At 62.5% G+C, this 17,459-nt stretch carries 15 protein-coding genes; 9 read left to right on the forward strand and 6 right to left on the reverse strand.

Annotated features, from left to right (window positions below; all coding sequences use genetic code 11):
- Window positions 1-16: 16 nt before the first annotated feature.
- The 6 genes from PQ627_RS01315 to PQ627_RS01340 all read left to right on the forward strand — a co-directional run bounded on the left by PQ627_RS01315 (window position 17) and on the right by PQ627_RS01340 (window position 7,249).
- Window positions 17-568: a DUF3090 domain-containing protein gene (locus tag PQ627_RS01315; RefSeq protein WP_274258019.1), complete on the forward strand. Its 552-nt coding sequence runs from the start codon at window positions 17-19 to the stop codon at window positions 566-568.
- A complete protein-coding gene (locus PQ627_RS01320; RefSeq protein WP_274258020.1) occupies window positions 568-1,335 on the forward strand; it encodes an SCO1664 family protein in 768 nt (255 codons plus the stop codon). Before PQ627_RS01315 ends, PQ627_RS01320 begins: the two co-directional genes overlap by 1 nt.
- A gap of 294 nt (window positions 1,336-1,629) precedes the next feature.
- Window positions 1,630-2,556, forward strand: coding sequence for an EAL domain-containing protein (locus PQ627_RS01325; RefSeq protein WP_274258021.1), 927 nt, complete (start codon window positions 1,630-1,632; stop codon window positions 2,554-2,556).
- Between the two features lie 126 nt (window positions 2,557-2,682).
- Window positions 2,683-3,735, forward strand: coding sequence for an AraC family transcriptional regulator (locus PQ627_RS01330; protein WP_274258022.1), 1,053 nt, complete (start codon window positions 2,683-2,685; stop codon window positions 3,733-3,735).
- Window positions 3,736-3,875: 140 nt separating this feature from the next.
- On the forward strand, window positions 3,876-6,095 hold the full coding sequence (locus PQ627_RS01335) for a catalase (protein ID WP_274258023.1): 2,220 nt from the start codon (window positions 3,876-3,878) through the stop codon (window positions 6,093-6,095).
- Between the two features lie 149 nt (window positions 6,096-6,244).
- On the forward strand, window positions 6,245-7,249 hold the full coding sequence (locus tag PQ627_RS01340) for a hypothetical protein (RefSeq protein ID WP_274258024.1): 1,005 nt from the start codon (window positions 6,245-6,247) through the stop codon (window positions 7,247-7,249).
- Between the two features lie 19 nt (window positions 7,250-7,268).
- Here PQ627_RS01340 and PQ627_RS01345 read toward each other — a convergent pair whose 3' ends face one another.
- The 6 genes from PQ627_RS01345 to PQ627_RS01370 form a co-directional block, all read right to left on the reverse strand.
- A complete protein-coding gene (locus PQ627_RS01345; protein ID WP_274258025.1) occupies window positions 7,269-7,601 on the reverse strand; it encodes a DUF6510 family protein in 333 nt (110 codons plus the stop codon).
- Complete coding sequence (locus PQ627_RS01350) at window positions 7,598-8,335, reverse strand: ferredoxin reductase (RefSeq protein WP_260842272.1); 738 nt, start codon at window positions 8,333-8,335, stop codon at window positions 7,598-7,600. Before PQ627_RS01350 ends, PQ627_RS01345 begins: the two co-directional genes overlap by 4 nt.
- A 10-nt stretch (window positions 8,336-8,345) precedes the next feature.
- Window positions 8,346-8,936 (reverse strand): sulfite oxidase-like oxidoreductase, encoded by a 591-nt coding sequence (locus PQ627_RS01355; protein WP_144658660.1) that lies wholly within the window; start codon window positions 8,934-8,936, stop codon window positions 8,346-8,348.
- Between the two features lie 128 nt (window positions 8,937-9,064).
- A complete protein-coding gene (gene lepB, locus PQ627_RS01360) occupies window positions 9,065-9,547 on the reverse strand; it encodes a signal peptidase I (protein ID WP_274258026.1) in 483 nt (160 codons plus the stop codon).
- A complete protein-coding gene (locus tag PQ627_RS01365) occupies window positions 9,544-11,154 on the reverse strand; it encodes a multicopper oxidase family protein (RefSeq protein ID WP_274258027.1) in 1,611 nt (536 codons plus the stop codon). The genes lepB and PQ627_RS01365 overlap by 4 nt, the downstream gene beginning before the upstream one ends.
- A 114-nt stretch (window positions 11,155-11,268) precedes the next feature.
- Complete coding sequence (locus PQ627_RS01370; RefSeq protein ID WP_274258028.1) at window positions 11,269-11,778, reverse strand: hypothetical protein; 510 nt, start codon at window positions 11,776-11,778, stop codon at window positions 11,269-11,271.
- Window positions 11,779-11,967: 189 nt separating this feature from the next.
- Here PQ627_RS01370 and PQ627_RS01375 point away from each other — a divergent pair, with 189 nt between their 5' ends.
- The 3 genes from PQ627_RS01375 (at window position 11,968) to PQ627_RS01385 (ending at window position 17,258) form a co-directional block, all read left to right on the forward strand.
- The gene (locus PQ627_RS01375; protein ID WP_274258029.1) at window positions 11,968-14,250 is read left to right on the forward strand and encodes a fibronectin type III domain-containing protein; all 2,283 of its coding nucleotides are present in this window, start codon (window positions 11,968-11,970) and stop codon (window positions 14,248-14,250) included.
- Window positions 14,251-14,519: 269 nt separating this feature from the next.
- Window positions 14,520-15,854, forward strand: a complete 1,335-nt coding sequence (locus PQ627_RS01380; protein ID WP_274258030.1) for a response regulator — start codon at window positions 14,520-14,522, stop codon at window positions 15,852-15,854.
- Between the two features lie 105 nt (window positions 15,855-15,959).
- Window positions 15,960-17,258, forward strand: coding sequence for a sensor histidine kinase (locus tag PQ627_RS01385; RefSeq protein WP_274258031.1), 1,299 nt, complete (start codon window positions 15,960-15,962; stop codon window positions 17,256-17,258).
- The last annotated feature ends 201 nt before the right edge of the window (window positions 17,259-17,459 follow it).

Here is a 17,459-nt window from a genome sequence, read left to right on the forward strand (position 1 = left end):
TGCATAAAATACTGACATGCCTACGCGTGTTCACGAGTTTGCCTGGCCGGACCGGGTTGTCATTGGCACCATTGGCCTACCAGGAGCCCGCACGTTCTACCTGCAGGTGCGCGCGGGGACGCAGATCGTGAGTGTTGCCCTTGAGAAGCAACAGTCCGCACAGCTGGCAGAGAAGATCGACGAACTCCTGGACCAACTCAGCACCGTCAAGGACAACCCCTTCAGCGTCCCGTCGAGCAGCCCTGTTGAGCTGGACGACAATGAGCCGCTCGAGTCTCCCGTGGAGCAGTTCCGCGCTGGAGCCATGAGCCTTGGTTGGGATCCCACTACTGCACAAGTCGTCATAGAGGCCTATCCGATCGATGCCGACGTTGACGACCTCGATGAACCGCTCGAAAACAACGGGCCCGAGGACACCGAGATGCTCCTGGTGCGCATGCCGGTGGGCACTGCCCGCGCGTTCACCAAGCGCACCCATGAAATCGTCGCAGCAGGCCGGCCCAGCTGCGCCTTCTGCGGATACCCCATGGACCCCGAAGGCCATACCTGCACGCTTCCCGAGGTCTGATGGCAGAACCGGACCTGGTCGCCGACGAGCTGACGCTTACCGGCCGCATCACGACGGCGTCGAACGCTACGTTTCTAGGAAGCATCGGCGAGGTGACTGTCGTCTACAAACCGATAGCAGGTGAGAGCCCGCTGTGGGATTTTCCGGACGGGACGCTGGCGCACCGGGAGGTAGCCTCCTATCTGGTATCCCAGCTCCTCGGCTGGAACATCGTGCCGCGAACGTGGCTGCGGGACGGTCCCCTGGGGACCGGTATGGTGCAGCTGTGGCAGGAGCAGGACCCCAGGCAAAACCCGGTGGACCTGGTCGCGACGGACAATGTGCCGGATGCGGGTTGGAAAGCCGTTCTTGAAGGCCAGGACGACAACGGGCGAATGGTCGCCCTGATCCACGAAGACTCCCCCGCCCTCCGACGGATGGCCGTGTTCGACGCCGTCGTCAACAACGCTGACCGTAAAGGCAACCACATCCTTGCCATGCCTGACGGGCACCGGCACGGGGTGGACCACGGGCTGACCTTTAATAGCGAGCACAAGCTGCGCACGGTTCTTTGGGGCTGGCTGGGAGATTCCCTCACCGACGAGGAACGTGAAGGCGTCGAGCATGTCCGCAAAGGACTGGACGGCGACCTGGGTCGTGACTTGGCCGGGTTGCTCACCGCCCGGGAAATCGCGGCGCTGCATGCGCGTTGCTCACGATTGTGTACTGCCGGACGGTTTCCGGCGCCGCACGGCGGCATGCCGGCCGTCCCATGGCCGCTGTTCTAACAGGGCGGGAATCCCAACGGTTTCGACGACGGCGGTAAGGTCCCTGCCCCGCCCAGCGACTTGGGGGATGGCCGGGCGGGACAGGAACGTTGACAAGCCTAGCCGCCGATCCCGGAGCGAACGGGCGGGCCCGATGCCGTCGCGTGCAAAAATTTCCTCACGGGCATTCAATCCGTGCAGTGAGCCGGAGGGCCTTCGCTGCTTTGCACGAAAAGTAACGCACCGGACCCAAGACTGCACAGAGTGATACAGCTGCGCGTCCCTCCCTCCGCACGGGAACCATAGTGTTTTGCAATGGTGATCTTCACAGCCATCACACAGTCAGTGCGCAGCGGTGCACGCCGCAATGGTGCCGGGCCGGATGTCTTTTTCGCGGGCGCGGCAGTAGGAATTATTTCGTCAGTGCTGGTTCAGCTCGCCTTCAGAGCCACCGGCCTCAAGGGTGCTGCCGGGCTGACAGCCTCTGGGAGCGGTGCAGGCCCGGCGGATGAAAGGCTGGGCGCCAAAGTTCAGGACATCATCAGCAGCCGGGCCGTGTCAACGGCTTTTCAGCCTATCCATCACTTGGAAACCGGCGAGGTCACCGGAGTCGAAGCGCTGACCCTCTTCTCCGGCTGGCCCATCCAGGCACCTGACGCTTGGTTTGCCGACGCCGCCTCCGCGGGATGTGTACTTCAGCTCGAATTCCTGGCGTTGGAGAGTGCACTCGCGGCCGCCGCAGCACTCCCGCCCCATCTCTACGTTTCCCTGAATGTGTCTCCACAGGCATGTTGTGATCCGCGCATGGACGCCATTCTTCAGGGCTCATCGTTGCCTGCCGAACGAATCGTCCTGGAGCTGACCGAACACAGTCCAGTGACGGACTACCCATCTCTCTGCGCAGCCCTGGCGCGAGCACGCGCGCTTGGTTTGCGGATCGCGGTTGACGATGCCGGCGCCGGGTTTGCATCGATGCGCCACATCCTTCACGTGCGGCCCGACGTGATCAAGCTGGATCGGGACCTCGTCTCCGGAATCGAAGGGGACCAAGCCAAAAAGGCCCTCGGAGCGGCCATGGTGACGTTCGCTGCGGGTATTGGAGCGGCCTTGGTTGCCGAAGGAATCGAGACCGAGGAAGAACTGGCAGCAGTCAGGGAGCTGGGAGTGACTGCGGGGCAGGGATACCTGCTGGGACGCCCCTCAGTAGAGCCTGAGGAATGGCGGACGTGGCAAGAGCTGTGATGTCCACCACGGGATGTCCGTTTGTCCCCCCCACGGTACCTAGACTTGTAACTTCCCATCGCATGCGCGTGCTGCACTGATGTTCAGCAAAACCACGGCTGCCCGACAGCCAAAAGGCCATACCCCATGAAATGCACCCCCTCGACCAGCCCCGATCATTCATTGCCCGATGCCCGCACCCCACGCAGTGAAGGGATCAAACGCTACGCCGTCCCGGCAGGGCTGAACCCGGAGGATAGGTTTGAGCACTGGCGGTGCTGGTATGGCAGCGCCATTGACACCCCGGCACGCCTGGAAAAGACCGAACGCCAGATCCGGCCGGGCTTCAATCCAACGGCCGTGAGCCTTGAGGGACCCGGCTTCAGCCTGGTGGACGTAGTTAACGAACCGGCCATCTGCCACTGGAGGGCCCCGGCCCCTGCCCAAAACTGGCTGGTGTACTTCCGAAGTTCATGCGCGGGGTTCAGTTTCTCCGGACGATCCGAGGAGATTGCCCCAGGCACCGTCAGGTTCCTCGACCACTCCTCCGCCGGCAGTTTCCACGCACCAAAGGGCCTCAGTGCAGTCAGGTTGCATTTTGACCGTCACCTGTTGGGCCTGAACGACACATCAATCAAGCGGTTGGAAGGCTTGGGCGATATCAGGGAACACCCCTTGGTCCGTGGGTTGATGGTTCCGGCGCTATCCAGCTGGCAGGACGCAAACGTGGAGCGGGAAATTGGCCGCTTGCAGCCTGTTTTCCGATCCATGATGACCGGCTTGGTCGGCTCCTTGCTGGAAGCCCGCGTCGACGACGCTGAGGTAAAACCGGCGCGCATAGCCGCGATCAAGAAGTTCATGAGGAGGAACTACAGGAATCCGGACTTGAACGTTGAACAGGTGGTGGCCTATTCGCACCTTTCCCGCCGGGCCCTCTACTACCTTTTCGAAGCCGAAGCCCTGCAAGTGAACAAGTTCATCCGCACTTTGAGGACTGTGGAAGCCTTGGAGCTTCTCTCCGACACAGATTCCTGGATGCGGTCTCTGGCGAATATTGCCGAGGCCAGTGGGTTCACGAATCTGCAAGCCATGCGCCGCGCCGTCAAGGACGCCACCGGTCTGTCGCTCAGTGACGTGCAGGAGCAACCTGGACTTGCACATGTACACGCCGCAGGATTGCGAAAGCTCCTGGGGTCGTAGCGCTTCATTCTCCACGCTTGGACCGAATTTAATTTGCAGTGTTGAACAACATTCCCTAGGGTACAAAACATGCTAAGCATGCTTAGCATCTCGCCCCATCGGTAGAACACTGCTGGTTTACCCATTCTGAGGAGAATTTCATGGCGGACAAGAAGCGCGACATCAGCATCCCCGGAGTCCCTGGCAGCGAGCCGGCCAGTTTGGAAGAGCCCACCACTCCCCGCGAACCCCTGCCGCCCAAGCCGGACCAGCGCGCGCCCGAGGCTGTCTCTCCAACGGGTACTCCCACCGGGGCGCCGGCCACTGCACGTGCCCAGTCCGGCCAGTACCTGACCACAGCACAAGGACTTCGCCTGGCCGATACCGACCATTCCCTGAAGGCCGGCCCGCGTGGCCCCATCCTGCTGCAGGACCACCACCTGCGGGAGAAGATCACGCACTTCGACCACGAGCGCATCCCTGAGCGCGTAGTCCACGCCCGCGGAGCCGGCGCCCACGGAGTATTCCGTTCCTACGGCACCGCAGCCAACCTCACCCGCGCCGGATTCCTGGCCAAGGACGTGGAGACCCCCGTCTTCGTCCGTTTCTCCACCGTGCTGGGCTCCCGCGGTTCAGCCGATACGGTCCGCGACACCCGTGGCTTCTCAACGAAGTTCTACACGGACGAGGGCACCTACGACCTCGTGGGAAACAACATTCCAGTCTTCTTTATCCACGACGGCATCAAGTTCCCCGACGTCGTGCACGCAGCAAAGCCCCACCCGGACCGCGAGATTCCGCAGGCACAAAGCGCCCACGACACTTTTTGGGACTTCGTCTCCCTCCACACCGAGGCCCAGGCGCACACGATGTGGAACATGTCCGACCGTGGCATCCCCCGCTCCTACCGGACCATGGAAGGCTTCGGCGTTCACACCTTCCGGTTCGTGAACGCGGAGGGGCGCACCACCTTGGTGAAGTTCCACTGGAAGCCGAAGCAGGGCGTCCATTCCCTCGTCTGGGAAGAAGCGCAGGTCATCAACGGCATGGACCCCGACTTCCACCGTCGGGACCTGGCCGATGCCATTGAAGCAGGCGCCTACCCCGAGTGGGAACTCGGAGTCCAGACATTCCCGGACACCGAGGACCAGATGTTCGAAGGCATCGACCTCCTTGATCCCACCAAGTTCGTGCCCGAGGAACTGGCCCCGGTCCAACCCATCGGCGTCATGACCCTCAACGCCAATCCCACCAACTACTTCGCCGAAACCGAGCAGGTGGCCTTCCACCCCGGCCACCTGGTCCCCGGAATCGACGTCACCAATGATCCCCTGCTGCAGGTCCGGCTCTTTTCGTACTTGGACACCCAGATCTCGCGTCTCGGTGGCCCCAACTTCGGCCAGATTCCCATCAACCGCCCGCAGGCCCCGGTCAACGACATGCTGCGCGACGGGATGCACCAGCAGGCAGACCACAGCGGAGTCGCCCCCTACCGCCCCAACTCCCTCGACGGCGGTTGCCCCTTCCACGCCGGCAAGGACGTCGGGGCGTTCATCGATGTCCCGGAGGAACTCGCCGCGTCCCTCAAGGAGCGCCGCAACCCGGCGACCTTCGATGACCACTACAGCCAGGCGAGGCTCTTCTTCCGCAGCCTGAGCCCCATCGAGCGGGACCACGTGATCCAGGCCTACACGTTCGAACTGGGCAAGTGCTACGAAAAATCCATCCGCGAACGCCAGCTCGCCGCTTTGGCCAACATTGACGCCGATCTGTGCGCCGCAGTGGCCAAGGGTTTGGGCCTTCCAGCACCCGCCGCGAGCGTGGAGGTGCCGGATTCCGAATCCAGCCCTGCCCTGTCGCAGGTGGGGAAAACCTGGCCCGTCACCGGCCGCATCGTGGGGATCCTGGCCGATCAGGAAAGCGATCTGTCCGCAGTGCAGGCGGCTCGAAAGGCTCTGGATGCCGAGGGCATCGTTCCGCTGGTCATCGCACCGGAAGGCGGCTTCCTGGGTGCGGAGGACGACGGCGGGATCCCCGTCCAGCGTACTTATCTCACCGCCCGCTCAACTGAGTTTGATGCGGTCATTGTGGCAACAGCTCCCGCCCCGGCACCTGACGCAGCACCCGGGCTCGATGCCAAGGCCGGCGCGCCCGGTGGCGAGTTGGATCCTCGGGCAGTATTGCTGCTGACCGAGGCTTTCCGTCACGCGAAAGCCATTGCCACCTTGGATGGCGGCTCAGCGGCGCTGGCTGCGGCCGGCATTCCGGAAGGCACGCCGGGCATTGTGACCGGGAAGAACGGTGAATCCGTGGTCCAGGACTTGGTCGGGCTGCTGGCAGCCCACCGGGTGTGGGAGCGGTTCGCGCCGGCGTCGGCCTGACAGCCTGCCTGCCCGGAGACCGGGAAACAAGTGGGGTCGCCCCCAATCGGCATCCAATCAAAGCCTGCCTGCCAACGAGTTCGGTTGAAGGCAGGGCATTGGCCGCCGGTGGGGTCGGCTCCACTGCCGTTTTGTGGTAGGTTGCCGTGATGAAGCCGCTTCAGGTCGGCCTTATGGCCGACCCCGCCGCGCCCACGCAGCTTGCACACCGTCTGTGTGACCTCAAGCCGCCAGGCGGCAAGGGCCACCCGGAGTGGAACATTGAGGTGGTCAGTGAGCCCTTCAGCACGGGCTCCGAGGATGTCGACACCGCCTTGGCGCGACTCCGGGACCACGCCCGCGACCATGAATGGGATGTGGTGATCGGGCTGACCGAGCTTCCCTTTCGCGACGAAGACGACGGCCGGTACCTGCTGGCTGAGACCGACCCCGGACAACGCGCGGCCGTATTGTCGCTGCCGGCCCTCGGCGGAATACGCATGCACCGGCGCGGCCGGCACGCAGTACGGTCACTTGTCAGCGGAATGGACGGTACGGCGCAAGACGAGGAAAGTGAGCCGCTCCCCCGCTTCACCAGCCGCTTCAGGTTGCTGGTGGGAATGGTCCTGGCGAACCGGCCCTGGCTATTGGTGCCCGGGCTCAAATCCGCTCTCGTCGCGGCACTGGCTACAGGAGCGGTCGCGACGATCAACTCGACGGTTTGGCTATTGGCTGGCTCTCTGTCGCCTTGGCGCCTCATAGTTGCCATGCTCGCTTCAATTGCCCTTGTGGTTGGCTGGCTCGTCGTCGATGCAGGATTGTGGGACAAGGCCGAGGACAATTCCGACGCCACCAAGGAAAGGTCCCGCCTCTACAACACGTCCACCCTGATCACCCTCACCATTGGGGTGGTCATCTGCTATCTGGCGCTCTACGTAGTGAATCTAGCGTGGGCCCTGTTTGTGCTGGACCCTGCCGTAATGGGGGGCTACCTCAAAGCATCCCTCGACTACGGCGACCTGTTCATACTGACGTGGTTTGTCGCCTCAGCGGCCACCGTCGGCGGGGCCCTTGGCAGCGGACTGGAATCCGAGGAGGCAGTCCGCGCGGCCGCGTATTCCAAACGTGAGGAGGAACGGCGCAACACGCTTGCGGATGAGGGGGACGACAAATGAGCGGGCGTATTTCAGCGGGTTACTCCTCGCGGTCAATCTCCAGGTAGCTGAGGCCGCTCAGATCCAGCCAGTATCGGCTCGGCGTCTGCACAAGCCGCAGCAGGACGCCCTGGCAATCGCGGCAGCGCACCACGATGCCTGGAGCATCGGTGAAGACCATGGCCGCCCCGAAAGCGCGCACTGAGCCGCAGTGCCGGCAGCGTCCAAGCGCGGCAATGATGTCGATGCGGAAGATTTCAGACAGGGCGCCCGCCGCTGCGTTTCCGTCCACGTAAGGGATCGGGTCATGCGGTGCCGCGGCAATGTCCTGATCCTCGGGATCCGGGAAAGCCACATCATGGGCGCCGTTCACTGGATGCCTCCCGTTCCGCCAAACCGTTCGGTCTTTATGGAGTCCGGCGAATAGCCTGCCATAACGAGCCAGTCCGCGACGGCCTCCACGAAAACGGTCTGACCGCACACAAACACATCCGGGTTCTCATCAGCCGGGAATATCCTGGCCAGAAGTGTCTCCGACGTCAGGCGGGCCGGCAGCGACGGCCAGCCCTCCGGCGTCGAGCGCGTATAAACATAGTCCACTGTCAACGAGTCCGATTCGCGGTCCAAACGCTCCAGTTCGTCGCCATAGAGCGCGGTGGCCGGCGATTTAAGTGAGTACAACAGCCGGAAAGGCGATGTGCTGCCGGACGCCTGGTGTGCCCGGATCATGGACATCAAGGGCACTACGCCCGAACCTCCTCCGATCAGCTGAACGGGGTTGACGTTGCTGGGCCGCCAGACAAACCAGCCGCCCACGGGTCCCCGGATTTCCAGGCGGTCCCCCACCATCAGGTCCCGGACAAGGTAAGGCGACACTTCGCCGTCGGGCAGTTCGTCAACGGTGATCTCCAGCTGCCCGTCCTTGGCGGCGGAGGCCACAGAGTATGAGCGGATGGCGGTGTAACCGTCCTCGGCTGTCAGCCGGATGTCGATATGCTGTCCCGCCAGATGTCCCATCAGGCCCTCCACCCTGAGCCGGATGGTCCTGGCTGTGGCGTTCTCGTCCATCCCGCCGACCACTTCCGCGACTTGCCATACGGAGCTCACGGCACGTGCCTCATGAGTACCGCTCCTCCCGCCACGGGTTGCCGTGAAGGTGATAGCCGTTTGATTCCCAGAAACCGGGAACATCCTCCGCTGTCAGCTCGAGGCCATGAATCCATTTGGCGCTCTTCCAGAAGTACAAATGGGGCACCAGGAGCCGTGCCGGGCCACCATGCGCCCGCGCCAGCGGCTCGCCGTCGAATTCCCAGACCACCCATGCTTTGCCGCCCAACAGATCCCACAGAGGAACATTCGTGGTGTAGCCGCCGAACGAGTGTGCCGTGGCGAAGTCGCTGGTTGTCTCGACGTTTTGGAAAAGAGTATCCACCGAGACCCCGCGCCACACCGTTCCCAGTTTCGACCAACTGGTCACGCAGTGGATGTCTTGGGTAATTTCCTCCTGCGGCAAGGCCATGAAGTCGTCCCAGGACCAGGAATGCCGTTGGCCTTCTTCCGTGGCGATGAAGAACTCCCAGGAGTCCAGGGCGATCAGCGGGGCCGGCCCGGCCGTCAGCACTGGAAAGTCCTGCGTCAGGTGCTGGCCGGGAGGCAAGGCAGGATCCCCGGACCGGCGTCCACGGAAACCGGACGAAATGATACCCATGATGCACCTCCACGACGGAGCCCCACCCGGCTTGTGGCCGCTGATGCCCTCACCATAGGTCAAGGATCGGCCCGGGTCCAGAGATCTTTCGTCAGGTGCACTCCCGCAGCACTTCGGCTAGAGGAGCACTAGTACCGGCCGGTCATGATGGCGCCGCGGACGGCGGACAGCGGCACGGCACCATAGTCCCGGGAATCGATGGACACGCCCCGGTTGTCGCCCAGCACGAAGATCTTCCCCGCTGGAACAGTCAACGGCCCGAAGTACGTTGCATCGATGCGGCTGTGATCGATGAGGGGTTCCCTTACGTATTGCCCGTCCACATAGAGCTCCGCGTCGCGGATGGCTACAACCTGCCCTTCAAGTGCAATGACCCTTTTGATGGTGGTGTTGCCGTCTTCCGGGTCGGCGAAGGCCACTACAACACCCCTGCGGACCAAGCCCGAAGCTACAGCTGGTTTGTACAACAGCACCACCGAACCCTTGCCGATGGCTGGTTCCATGCTGTCCGAGGACACCGTGAACGGTTCAACCAGCCACGCCCTGGCGGCAAGGATGACTATGAGCGGGACGATTGCCGCCGAAAGGCCGCGCAGGGCACGCCTGCTCATTCCTTCACGTCATCCCACTCAGCCTTCGCCGCGGTCATGGGGTCGTTGACATCCACATCCGACTCTTTGAGACCCACCCGGAACTGGACCATCATGTCGTGATCCTCATGGGGAAGGTTATGGCAGTGCATCATGTAGAGGCCGGCGTGGGGTGTGAACTTCATGAGGAGACGGACCTTCTCGTCCTCACCCACGTACACCACATCCTTGGGCCCCCTTTCGTGGGCGAACGGTGCCTGACCGTTCCGGCTGAGGATCTGGAAATCGACCAGGTGAATGTGGACCGGGTGAAACCAGCCCCCTGATTTGTTCTCGATCTCCCAGATCTCCACCGAGTTCAGCGCGGGGTCCGCGGCAACCTTCTTGTAGCCGCTCGCTATGACGTCCTGCCAACTGTCATCGTTGATGGTCCACATATTTGTGCTGTCGCTGCGCTTGACACGAAAAGCTCGGGTTTTCACCGCCTGGCTGGCCTTCAACGACATCGCCTCACTGCCTGTCAACGTGGTGGGGATACGGTTCCAGGTGGGGTCGGTCGTGTCCACGGCATCGTCAGTGACGTCGAAGGCCATGATCTTGTTGGTGTAGTCGTAGTCCACGTTGTTCTTGTTGGAAAGGTTTCTTAGTTCAATCCGCTGGCCCGTCTTGTACTTGCGAAAATCGATCAGGACTTCATAACGCTCCGCGCCGCCATGCCGATAGCTTGCCACGCTCTGGGACGTCGGCATCAGGCCGCCGTCGGTTCCCACCACTATCAAGGGATCTCCGGTACTCAAGGTGGGCCGCAGGGAACGGGAGATGGAGGCGTTCAGGATTCTGAAGCGGTAGACACGTTTCTGCACTTTCATGACCGGCCACGGCTTGCCATTGACCAGTATCACGTCACCCCACAGTCCGGAGTGGGAGTTGTCGTCGTAGCCGAGTGAGCCGTCGGAGGCGAACATGACGTCGTTGATGGTCAGGGCCACGTCGTAGCGATTCTGCGGCAGCAACTGGCGTTCAATGGGGTCGTGCAAGTGGTACTGCGCTGCGAGGCCGGAGTATGCGTTGAGGGCCGTGAAGTGGACACCGTGGTCGTGATACCAGAGCGTGCGTGCGGGCTGAAAATTGGGGTAGTGGTAATCCTTGTAAAAGCCGGGGTGCGTGATGTCGGACGCGTAGCCGTCATATTGCGGCAACGAGGCGGAGCCGTGCAGATGGGTGGACGTGGACAACGCGTGTCCGTCCAACGCGTGCTGGGCAGGGAGCTGGTTACGAACCCGCAGCACGGCTTTGGTGCCTTGGTCCAGGCTGATGGTAGGGCCGGGAAACACGCCGTTGTACCCCAGGATGGGGGTTGTCAATCGAGGAAGGATGCGGGCTGTGTCGGCCTTTTCGGTCACCCTGTAGTAATTGACCGGCAACCCGTCAGCGGGATCGGTGCCTGTTGCATAGGGCGCGAGCAACGGCGCCTGGACAAAGTCTGCCTGGAAGGGTCGTGGCATCTCGTTATCACTGATGCGGCTGGCGGATTTGGCCTCCACCGAACCGGTCGGGAACATCGCGGCTCCTGCCCCGAGGACTCCCAGCCCTCCGACCAACAGAACCTGGCGGCGTGAAATGGACATCAGGTACCTCCTTTGCTCAATACCCAGACTCTGCCGTGTCCAGCTTGGGGATTCCCTGCCCGCTCTACTCACTTCTTGGGAAAACCTTGGATGCCCCGACGCGGACCGATGTGGTCACTTGGGCCGGTGATGCCCGGCCCCAAGGGAAAGTCCCGCGCTGCCAGGCACCTCGAGGAACAAGTCCACTGCACGGTCCGGAAGCTCGAAGACCAGCGTGGCGTCGATGCTTTCGCCTTGCTTGACGAGAGCAGGCCCGGGCGCTGCCCAGACAGGTTGCCAGGTGCCGCTGCCCAGGGCCGAGACGGAGTACAGGGATGGGTCAAAGGTGATGCCATCTTTCTCCATGGCGGTGAACTCCACGAGGATGCGGACGCGATGCATTTCCTGGGCCGGCGGGCCGGCGAGCGCCGCCGTGTCTGTTGGGGGCCTCCAGTCGTCGACTTCAAGGGGAATGACGCCATTGATGCGTCCCAGCCCGCCCTCAAGGCTTCCGGAGGCACCCAGCATTGCCGGGGGTTTCCTGGGTGCCGCCGTCACGATGACCGTTAACAGCACCCCTACGAGCATCAGCAGGACGAGCGGAACAAGGACCCTGATGCGCCTGGTGGTTGCAATCCATGCCATGGCGCCCAGTGTCGCCGCCATTTCTAGGGAAACCCTTGGGGTCCTGGCGGACTGACCATTCTGCCGGCACCGACTTGGAATGGCTTTCCTGACAATTCCCAGCAGGACAGCCTTTCCGCAAGGTCGCCTTCCTAGTGTCAGGTCACGCGTGAACAACGCGCTCAAATACCCAGGACCAGTGAGGTTGTCATGAATTCAAAACTGCACGAGCCGGGAGGGCCGCGGTTACGCGTCGGGTACGGGAGGGCCGGTACCATCGCCGGCGTCTCCGCAGTCCTTTGCGCCACGTCCCTGATGGCTATTCCCTCCGCCAGCGCGGCGGTACCCACTTTCCCGGACAACCTGGTGGTTTTTCCCGACCGGGACTTCATCACCATCGAGGGCTACCAGGACCGTGTGGGGCAGACCGCTCTGGTGGAAGTGACCCGGAAAGGAGCAGGGGTTATCGGGTCCGCCCAGGGCGTTGTCACCGCAGGGGACGTGGCCTTCGAAATCAACCACCCCGGTGGGTACTGCTGGGGCGCCGGCACCGGCCTGAATGTCACCCCGGACATACAACCCGGCGACGTCGTCTCCATCAAGTTCAATGGCGCCGATGCGGGGGCTACCACCGTCCAAGACGCCTACGTCACCGAACATTCGTCTCTGTCCGGCACCACGCTGACTGTCAGGGGCCACGCCGGCGCCGGCGTCAACCCCGCCCAAATGGAGCAACGGATCGTCGAACCCGCACTCAAGGACACCAGTGTTGGCCGCCGCGATATCCGTGCGGTTCCCGGTGAGCTCACCGCAGCAGACGGCTACAGCTCAAGCCTTGTCTTCGGCAACGACGGAACATTCACGGCTACCTACGAATTCAATGACGCGGCCACCGCCGGAATCGCCGCGGCGGCATCCGGGGAGCGCGCCATGGCGTGGGAAGTCGAAGATGCTGACGCCAACCGGCAAGGCCTCACAATCGCCGAATTCGGGGAGTTGGGCGGCCCGGGAATGGGCGGATGTCCCAACGGCCCGCTGCAGTCAGGTCCCGTAGGACCCACCGACGTCAAAGTAGCCAAGGTCAACGGCGACGTGAAGGTCAACTGGACCCCGGCTCAAGCAATACCCGGAACTCCCGCCATCACCGGGTACCGTGTCACCGCCGTCGGCCGCACCGTCACCGGCCATGAACAAAGCGAGGCGGGGGTAAGGATCAGCGATCCCAGGGCCTCCAGCACCACCATTAAAGGCCTCCCTTCAGGGGAGGATTACGATGTCTACGTAGTGTCGGTAAGCGCCGCCGGTGAAACATTCCCCGCCGTTCCGTTCATCGCTGAAACAGATACGACACAGCCAACTGTGACGGCATCGCCTGGTGGGGGCACGTTCTCGACGGCCCAGAAATTAACGCTGACCGCGAACGAACAGGGCTGCGACATCTTTTACACGGTGGATGGGAGCGACCCCATCGGCAGCGGCGGCGTAGCCGCTGAGGGAGCCACCCTTTACAAAGACCCGGTTCCTGTAACTGACTCCGGCAAATTCACCTTCGCTGCCATCGATCCTTCGGGTAACGTCTCGGACAAGGGCAGCGTCGAATTCATCATCACCAACGACCCCGTTCCGGATGCCCCGGCCTTCACCGGAGCGCCCGTGGCGGGCAAGGGCAACGCCACGGTGTCATGGTCGGCACCCAACCCTGGAGCCGAAGGGTTGACCATTTCGGGCTACACAGTCCAGGCCTTCACCGAGGAGGGCGTTGCCTTTGGGACCGGGCAGAAGGTGGCAGGGGACGTGACCAGCCTCGTTTACGAGGGACTCGCCGGAGACACCCAATACCGCTTCACGGTAAGGGCGACCAACATCAACGGAGACGGCCCCGAATCCCCCATGAGCGATCCGGTCACTGTCCAGGGTGAAACAGTGGCCAACGCCGGACCCGACCAAAACGTCAACAGAGGCACGACGGCGACCACCGTGACGCTTGACGGTACAGGCTCAACCACCGCTGGTGCCACCTACCAATGGCGGCAGGTCCTGGCCAGCCCTACGGACCCGGATGCGGTCACATTGGCTGGCAGCACCACGCTGCAGCCCACGTTCAGCCTTCCTGTCTACAAGTACCCCATGACCAACAAGCCACTCACGTTCGAACTGACAGTCACCGCGGGCGGTGGCGCGAAGACCGACGTCGTCAGCGTAACTCCTGTCCCGGACCGGGTTACCGCGGGCCAAGCGCAGTGGAAGAGCCGCGACTTCCGGGTCACTGGTACCAGCAGCGCCGTGGGTGGGACAATCAGCATCCGTGTTGGCGGACCCGGGGGCACTGTGATCGGCACGGCGCCAGTTACCGCCGCAGTGGCGCCTGAGACCGGGGGCGTCTTCACTCTTCGGCTGCGGGACGGGAACGCACCGGCGACCAACCCCGGCACCATCTGGGTCGAGTCCACGCTCGGGGGTACAGCTGGTCCCATCACCGTTGTGAACAAGTAGCAGCGCCGCACCCGGCAAGGGCCCGGCATCCTTCGTTGGGAAAGGAGGATGCCTGGCCCTTGTACGTGCGCGGTGCGGAATCGCGGGACGGAAGCCGTGGATGGCAGCCAGTACTATTGGTCGGGTAGTGGCCGGAAGTGAAACCGAGTACTTGACCTCCCGAACCACGTAGCCGCGCGATTCAAAGCAAGTAGCCACCACTGTTGTTCGGGCCTCCGCCGGTGGATTGAATGGAATGGACGCGTTGCAACTACCCGATGGAACACCTAGTGAGCACTCTCAACCTGGCCAACCTGCTGGTCCCCTCGGCACCAGAAACGACGCCTGCAGGCCGCGGTCCCAAGCTTCACATAAGAATGTTCGGCCCATTGGCGGTCCATCGCGGCGATACTGAACTGAGCGCCAACGACCTCGGCGGACCGAAACCCCGGCAGGTCCTGGAAATTCTTCTGCTTAATTTCGGTATTGCAGTCTCGAAAGCCCGGCTAATGGATCTGCTGTGGGAAGGCAACCAGCCAGCTGTCGCCCTGCCTACGCTCGAAAGCTACGTCAGTGTCTTGCGCCGTCACCTCCAGCCCGGTACTGGAAGGTCCGGACCCATACGCACTGTCACCGGCGGGTACGCCATCGACACAACCATGGTGGACCTGGACTTGGACCGCTTTGGAACCCTGACCAAGCAGGCCGGCAAAGCTCCACCAGTACGGGCCCTGGCCCTGCTCACGGAGGCTCTCGAGATCGCGTCGGCACCCTTACTCGGCGACGAACTCCTGCCTGCTTGGGCCGAGGAGGAACGGGCACTGCACGCGACGCGCGTCGCAGCCGCCAAAGTGAAGGCTTCCGAGCTTGCCCTCGCCCAAGGGGAACTGGGCCAGGCCATAGCCATGAGCGAGTCGGTCACGAGGCTGGATCCACTTAATGAACGGGCCTGGACCACCCTGATCCTCGGGCTCGAACGCAATGGCGATGCGGTCGCGGCCCTGACGGCCTTTGACCGCTGCCGCAAAGTCATGGCCAGCGAACTGGGCTGCACGCCGAGCAAGGCACTGGCAGAGGCTCAAGCCAGGCTACTGGCACGTACGGCCGCCGGACACGTCTCACCAGGGCCGAATCCGCATGGCTCCGAGGCTGCTGGCAAACAGCAATCTGCCCGGCCCGGCACCGAACGCCTGCGGATACTCATCGTCGATGACCACACGACCTTCTCCGACCTTCTGGCCGGCGCGCTGGACAGGGAACCTGACCTACGGAGCGTAGGGGCCGCCAGATCCGCTGCCGCGGCGGTGACGATGTATCAAGAGACGCGGCCTGATGTGGTGCTCATGGATCTCTACCTCACTGACGGTTCAGGGCTGACTGCAGCTGAACGCATTCTTGCCCTTGATCCTGATACTCGGATCGTCATGCTTACGGGCAACCCGTCACAGGAAGCACTGCGCGAAGCGGCGGGCATGGGAATCTGTGCCTTCCTTCCCAAGGACGGATCCCTCGGCGTGATGCTGGATACCCTGAGGCATGCGCGGACGGGCAACATGATTGTCCACCCGTCATTGGTGGCCGGACTGGGCAACAGCCCGGCGCCATCCGGGCGCCCGGGACACTAACCGGGAAGCTGCAGCGTGGATCGGCCACCATACACACCAGAACCGAGCACTGTTGCGCGCAGGGAAGTCCAGACAGCGGTAGCGCGCTTCCTCACTGCAGGGTTCGTGGCTCTCATTCTGGTTGCAACTCCCGTTATCTTCTGGATCCGCGCCGAGGCAGAACAGCACGCACTTGCCAACGCCCGCGACATGACGCAGCGCCTGGCCGACAACGTTGTAGGTCCCCTCATCACACCTGAACTCCTGGCCCGGGATCACAACGCATTGGACCTGCTCGATAAGCAGTTGGCACCATGGGTAACCACGGGGACGCTCACCAGAATCAAAGTATGGGACGAACACGGCACTGTGGTCTATTCGGACATGGAGTCATTGATTGGACAGCGGTTCGAGCAGGAAGACTGGGCCCGCAAACTCCTGGAGGGTGGACCGGCAACTGCAACCTTGGAAAAGCAAACCGAGCAGGAAAACCTCTACGAATCGGGTGCAGGGGAACTGGTGGAAGTGTACGCCCGGTCACGTTCGGTCAGCGGGGCAGCGATGATTTTTGAAACCTACTCCCCGGGTGAGAACGTCCGCCGGGAGCAACACGCGGTACTGATGAGCATGATCCCGCCGATAATCCTTTCGCTGGCGGCACTTCAACTTGCCCAACTGTTTCCTGCGGTCCGACTTGTTCGAAGAATACAAGGACATCAGGCCTCAAAGCACGCCCTCATGCAATACGCCATCGAAGCCTCAGACCAGGAACGCAGACAGATCGCGAGCGAACTTCACGACGACGTCATCCAAGACCTCTCGGGATTGGCCTACGCCCTGGAATCCGAAGAGCGGCAGGGACCGCCGGACCTGAGGCCCGTCTTCAGCAACGCCCGGTTGATGCTTCAAGAGACTGTACGGACCCTGCGGGCGATGACCCACGAACTGTATCCTCCCAACTTGGACCGTTTGGGCCTCAAAGCGGCCCTCACACAGCTCGCCGCTCCACTGTTGGCCAAGGGCATAGCCCTCACCATGGAATTTCCCGAACAATTGATCGCAGACCGGGACAGGGCCGCCCTGATGTACCGGGTGGTCCGGGAAGCGTTGGTAAACGCGACGAAGCATTCTGCTGCGACGTCCGTACATATCCGAATCACTCAATCCGATCGAGTCACCCAAATCGAAGTTGCCGACAACGGCCACGGCTTTGACCCGGACATGGAGAGCAATGAAGGTCACTACGGTCTGAGGATTCTCAGCGATACCATCGGGCACGCCGGCGGCACCCTCGACATCAGATCCTCCCCAGGCGCCGGAACCATCATTCATGTGACATTGGCCGGCCTGTCGCAGTCTGGCCAACAACAGTCGGGACGCCCGAAGGAACCGCAGGAGGTTGGCCGTCGGCGTAGCGGCCGGTAGTGACTCTATCTGAGGATTGAGCTCCTCTGCCTGCCCCTGAATACGCCGGATCTCTATCCCCAGGCCGCACTGCCTTGATGAAGCTGGGGGAATGTTGGAAAAAGCCTGCGCGGTTTCTTTGGATTCAGTCTTGACGGTGCCAAAGGATTTCCCAAGCCCGTGCCAGTACGTTGGCTGAAACAGCGCAGAACGGCAGGGCAA

This window comes from Paenarthrobacter sp. AB444 (genome assembly GCF_028736865.1).
GTDB lineage: Bacteria > Actinomycetota > Actinomycetes > Actinomycetales > Micrococcaceae > Arthrobacter > Arthrobacter nicotinovorans_B.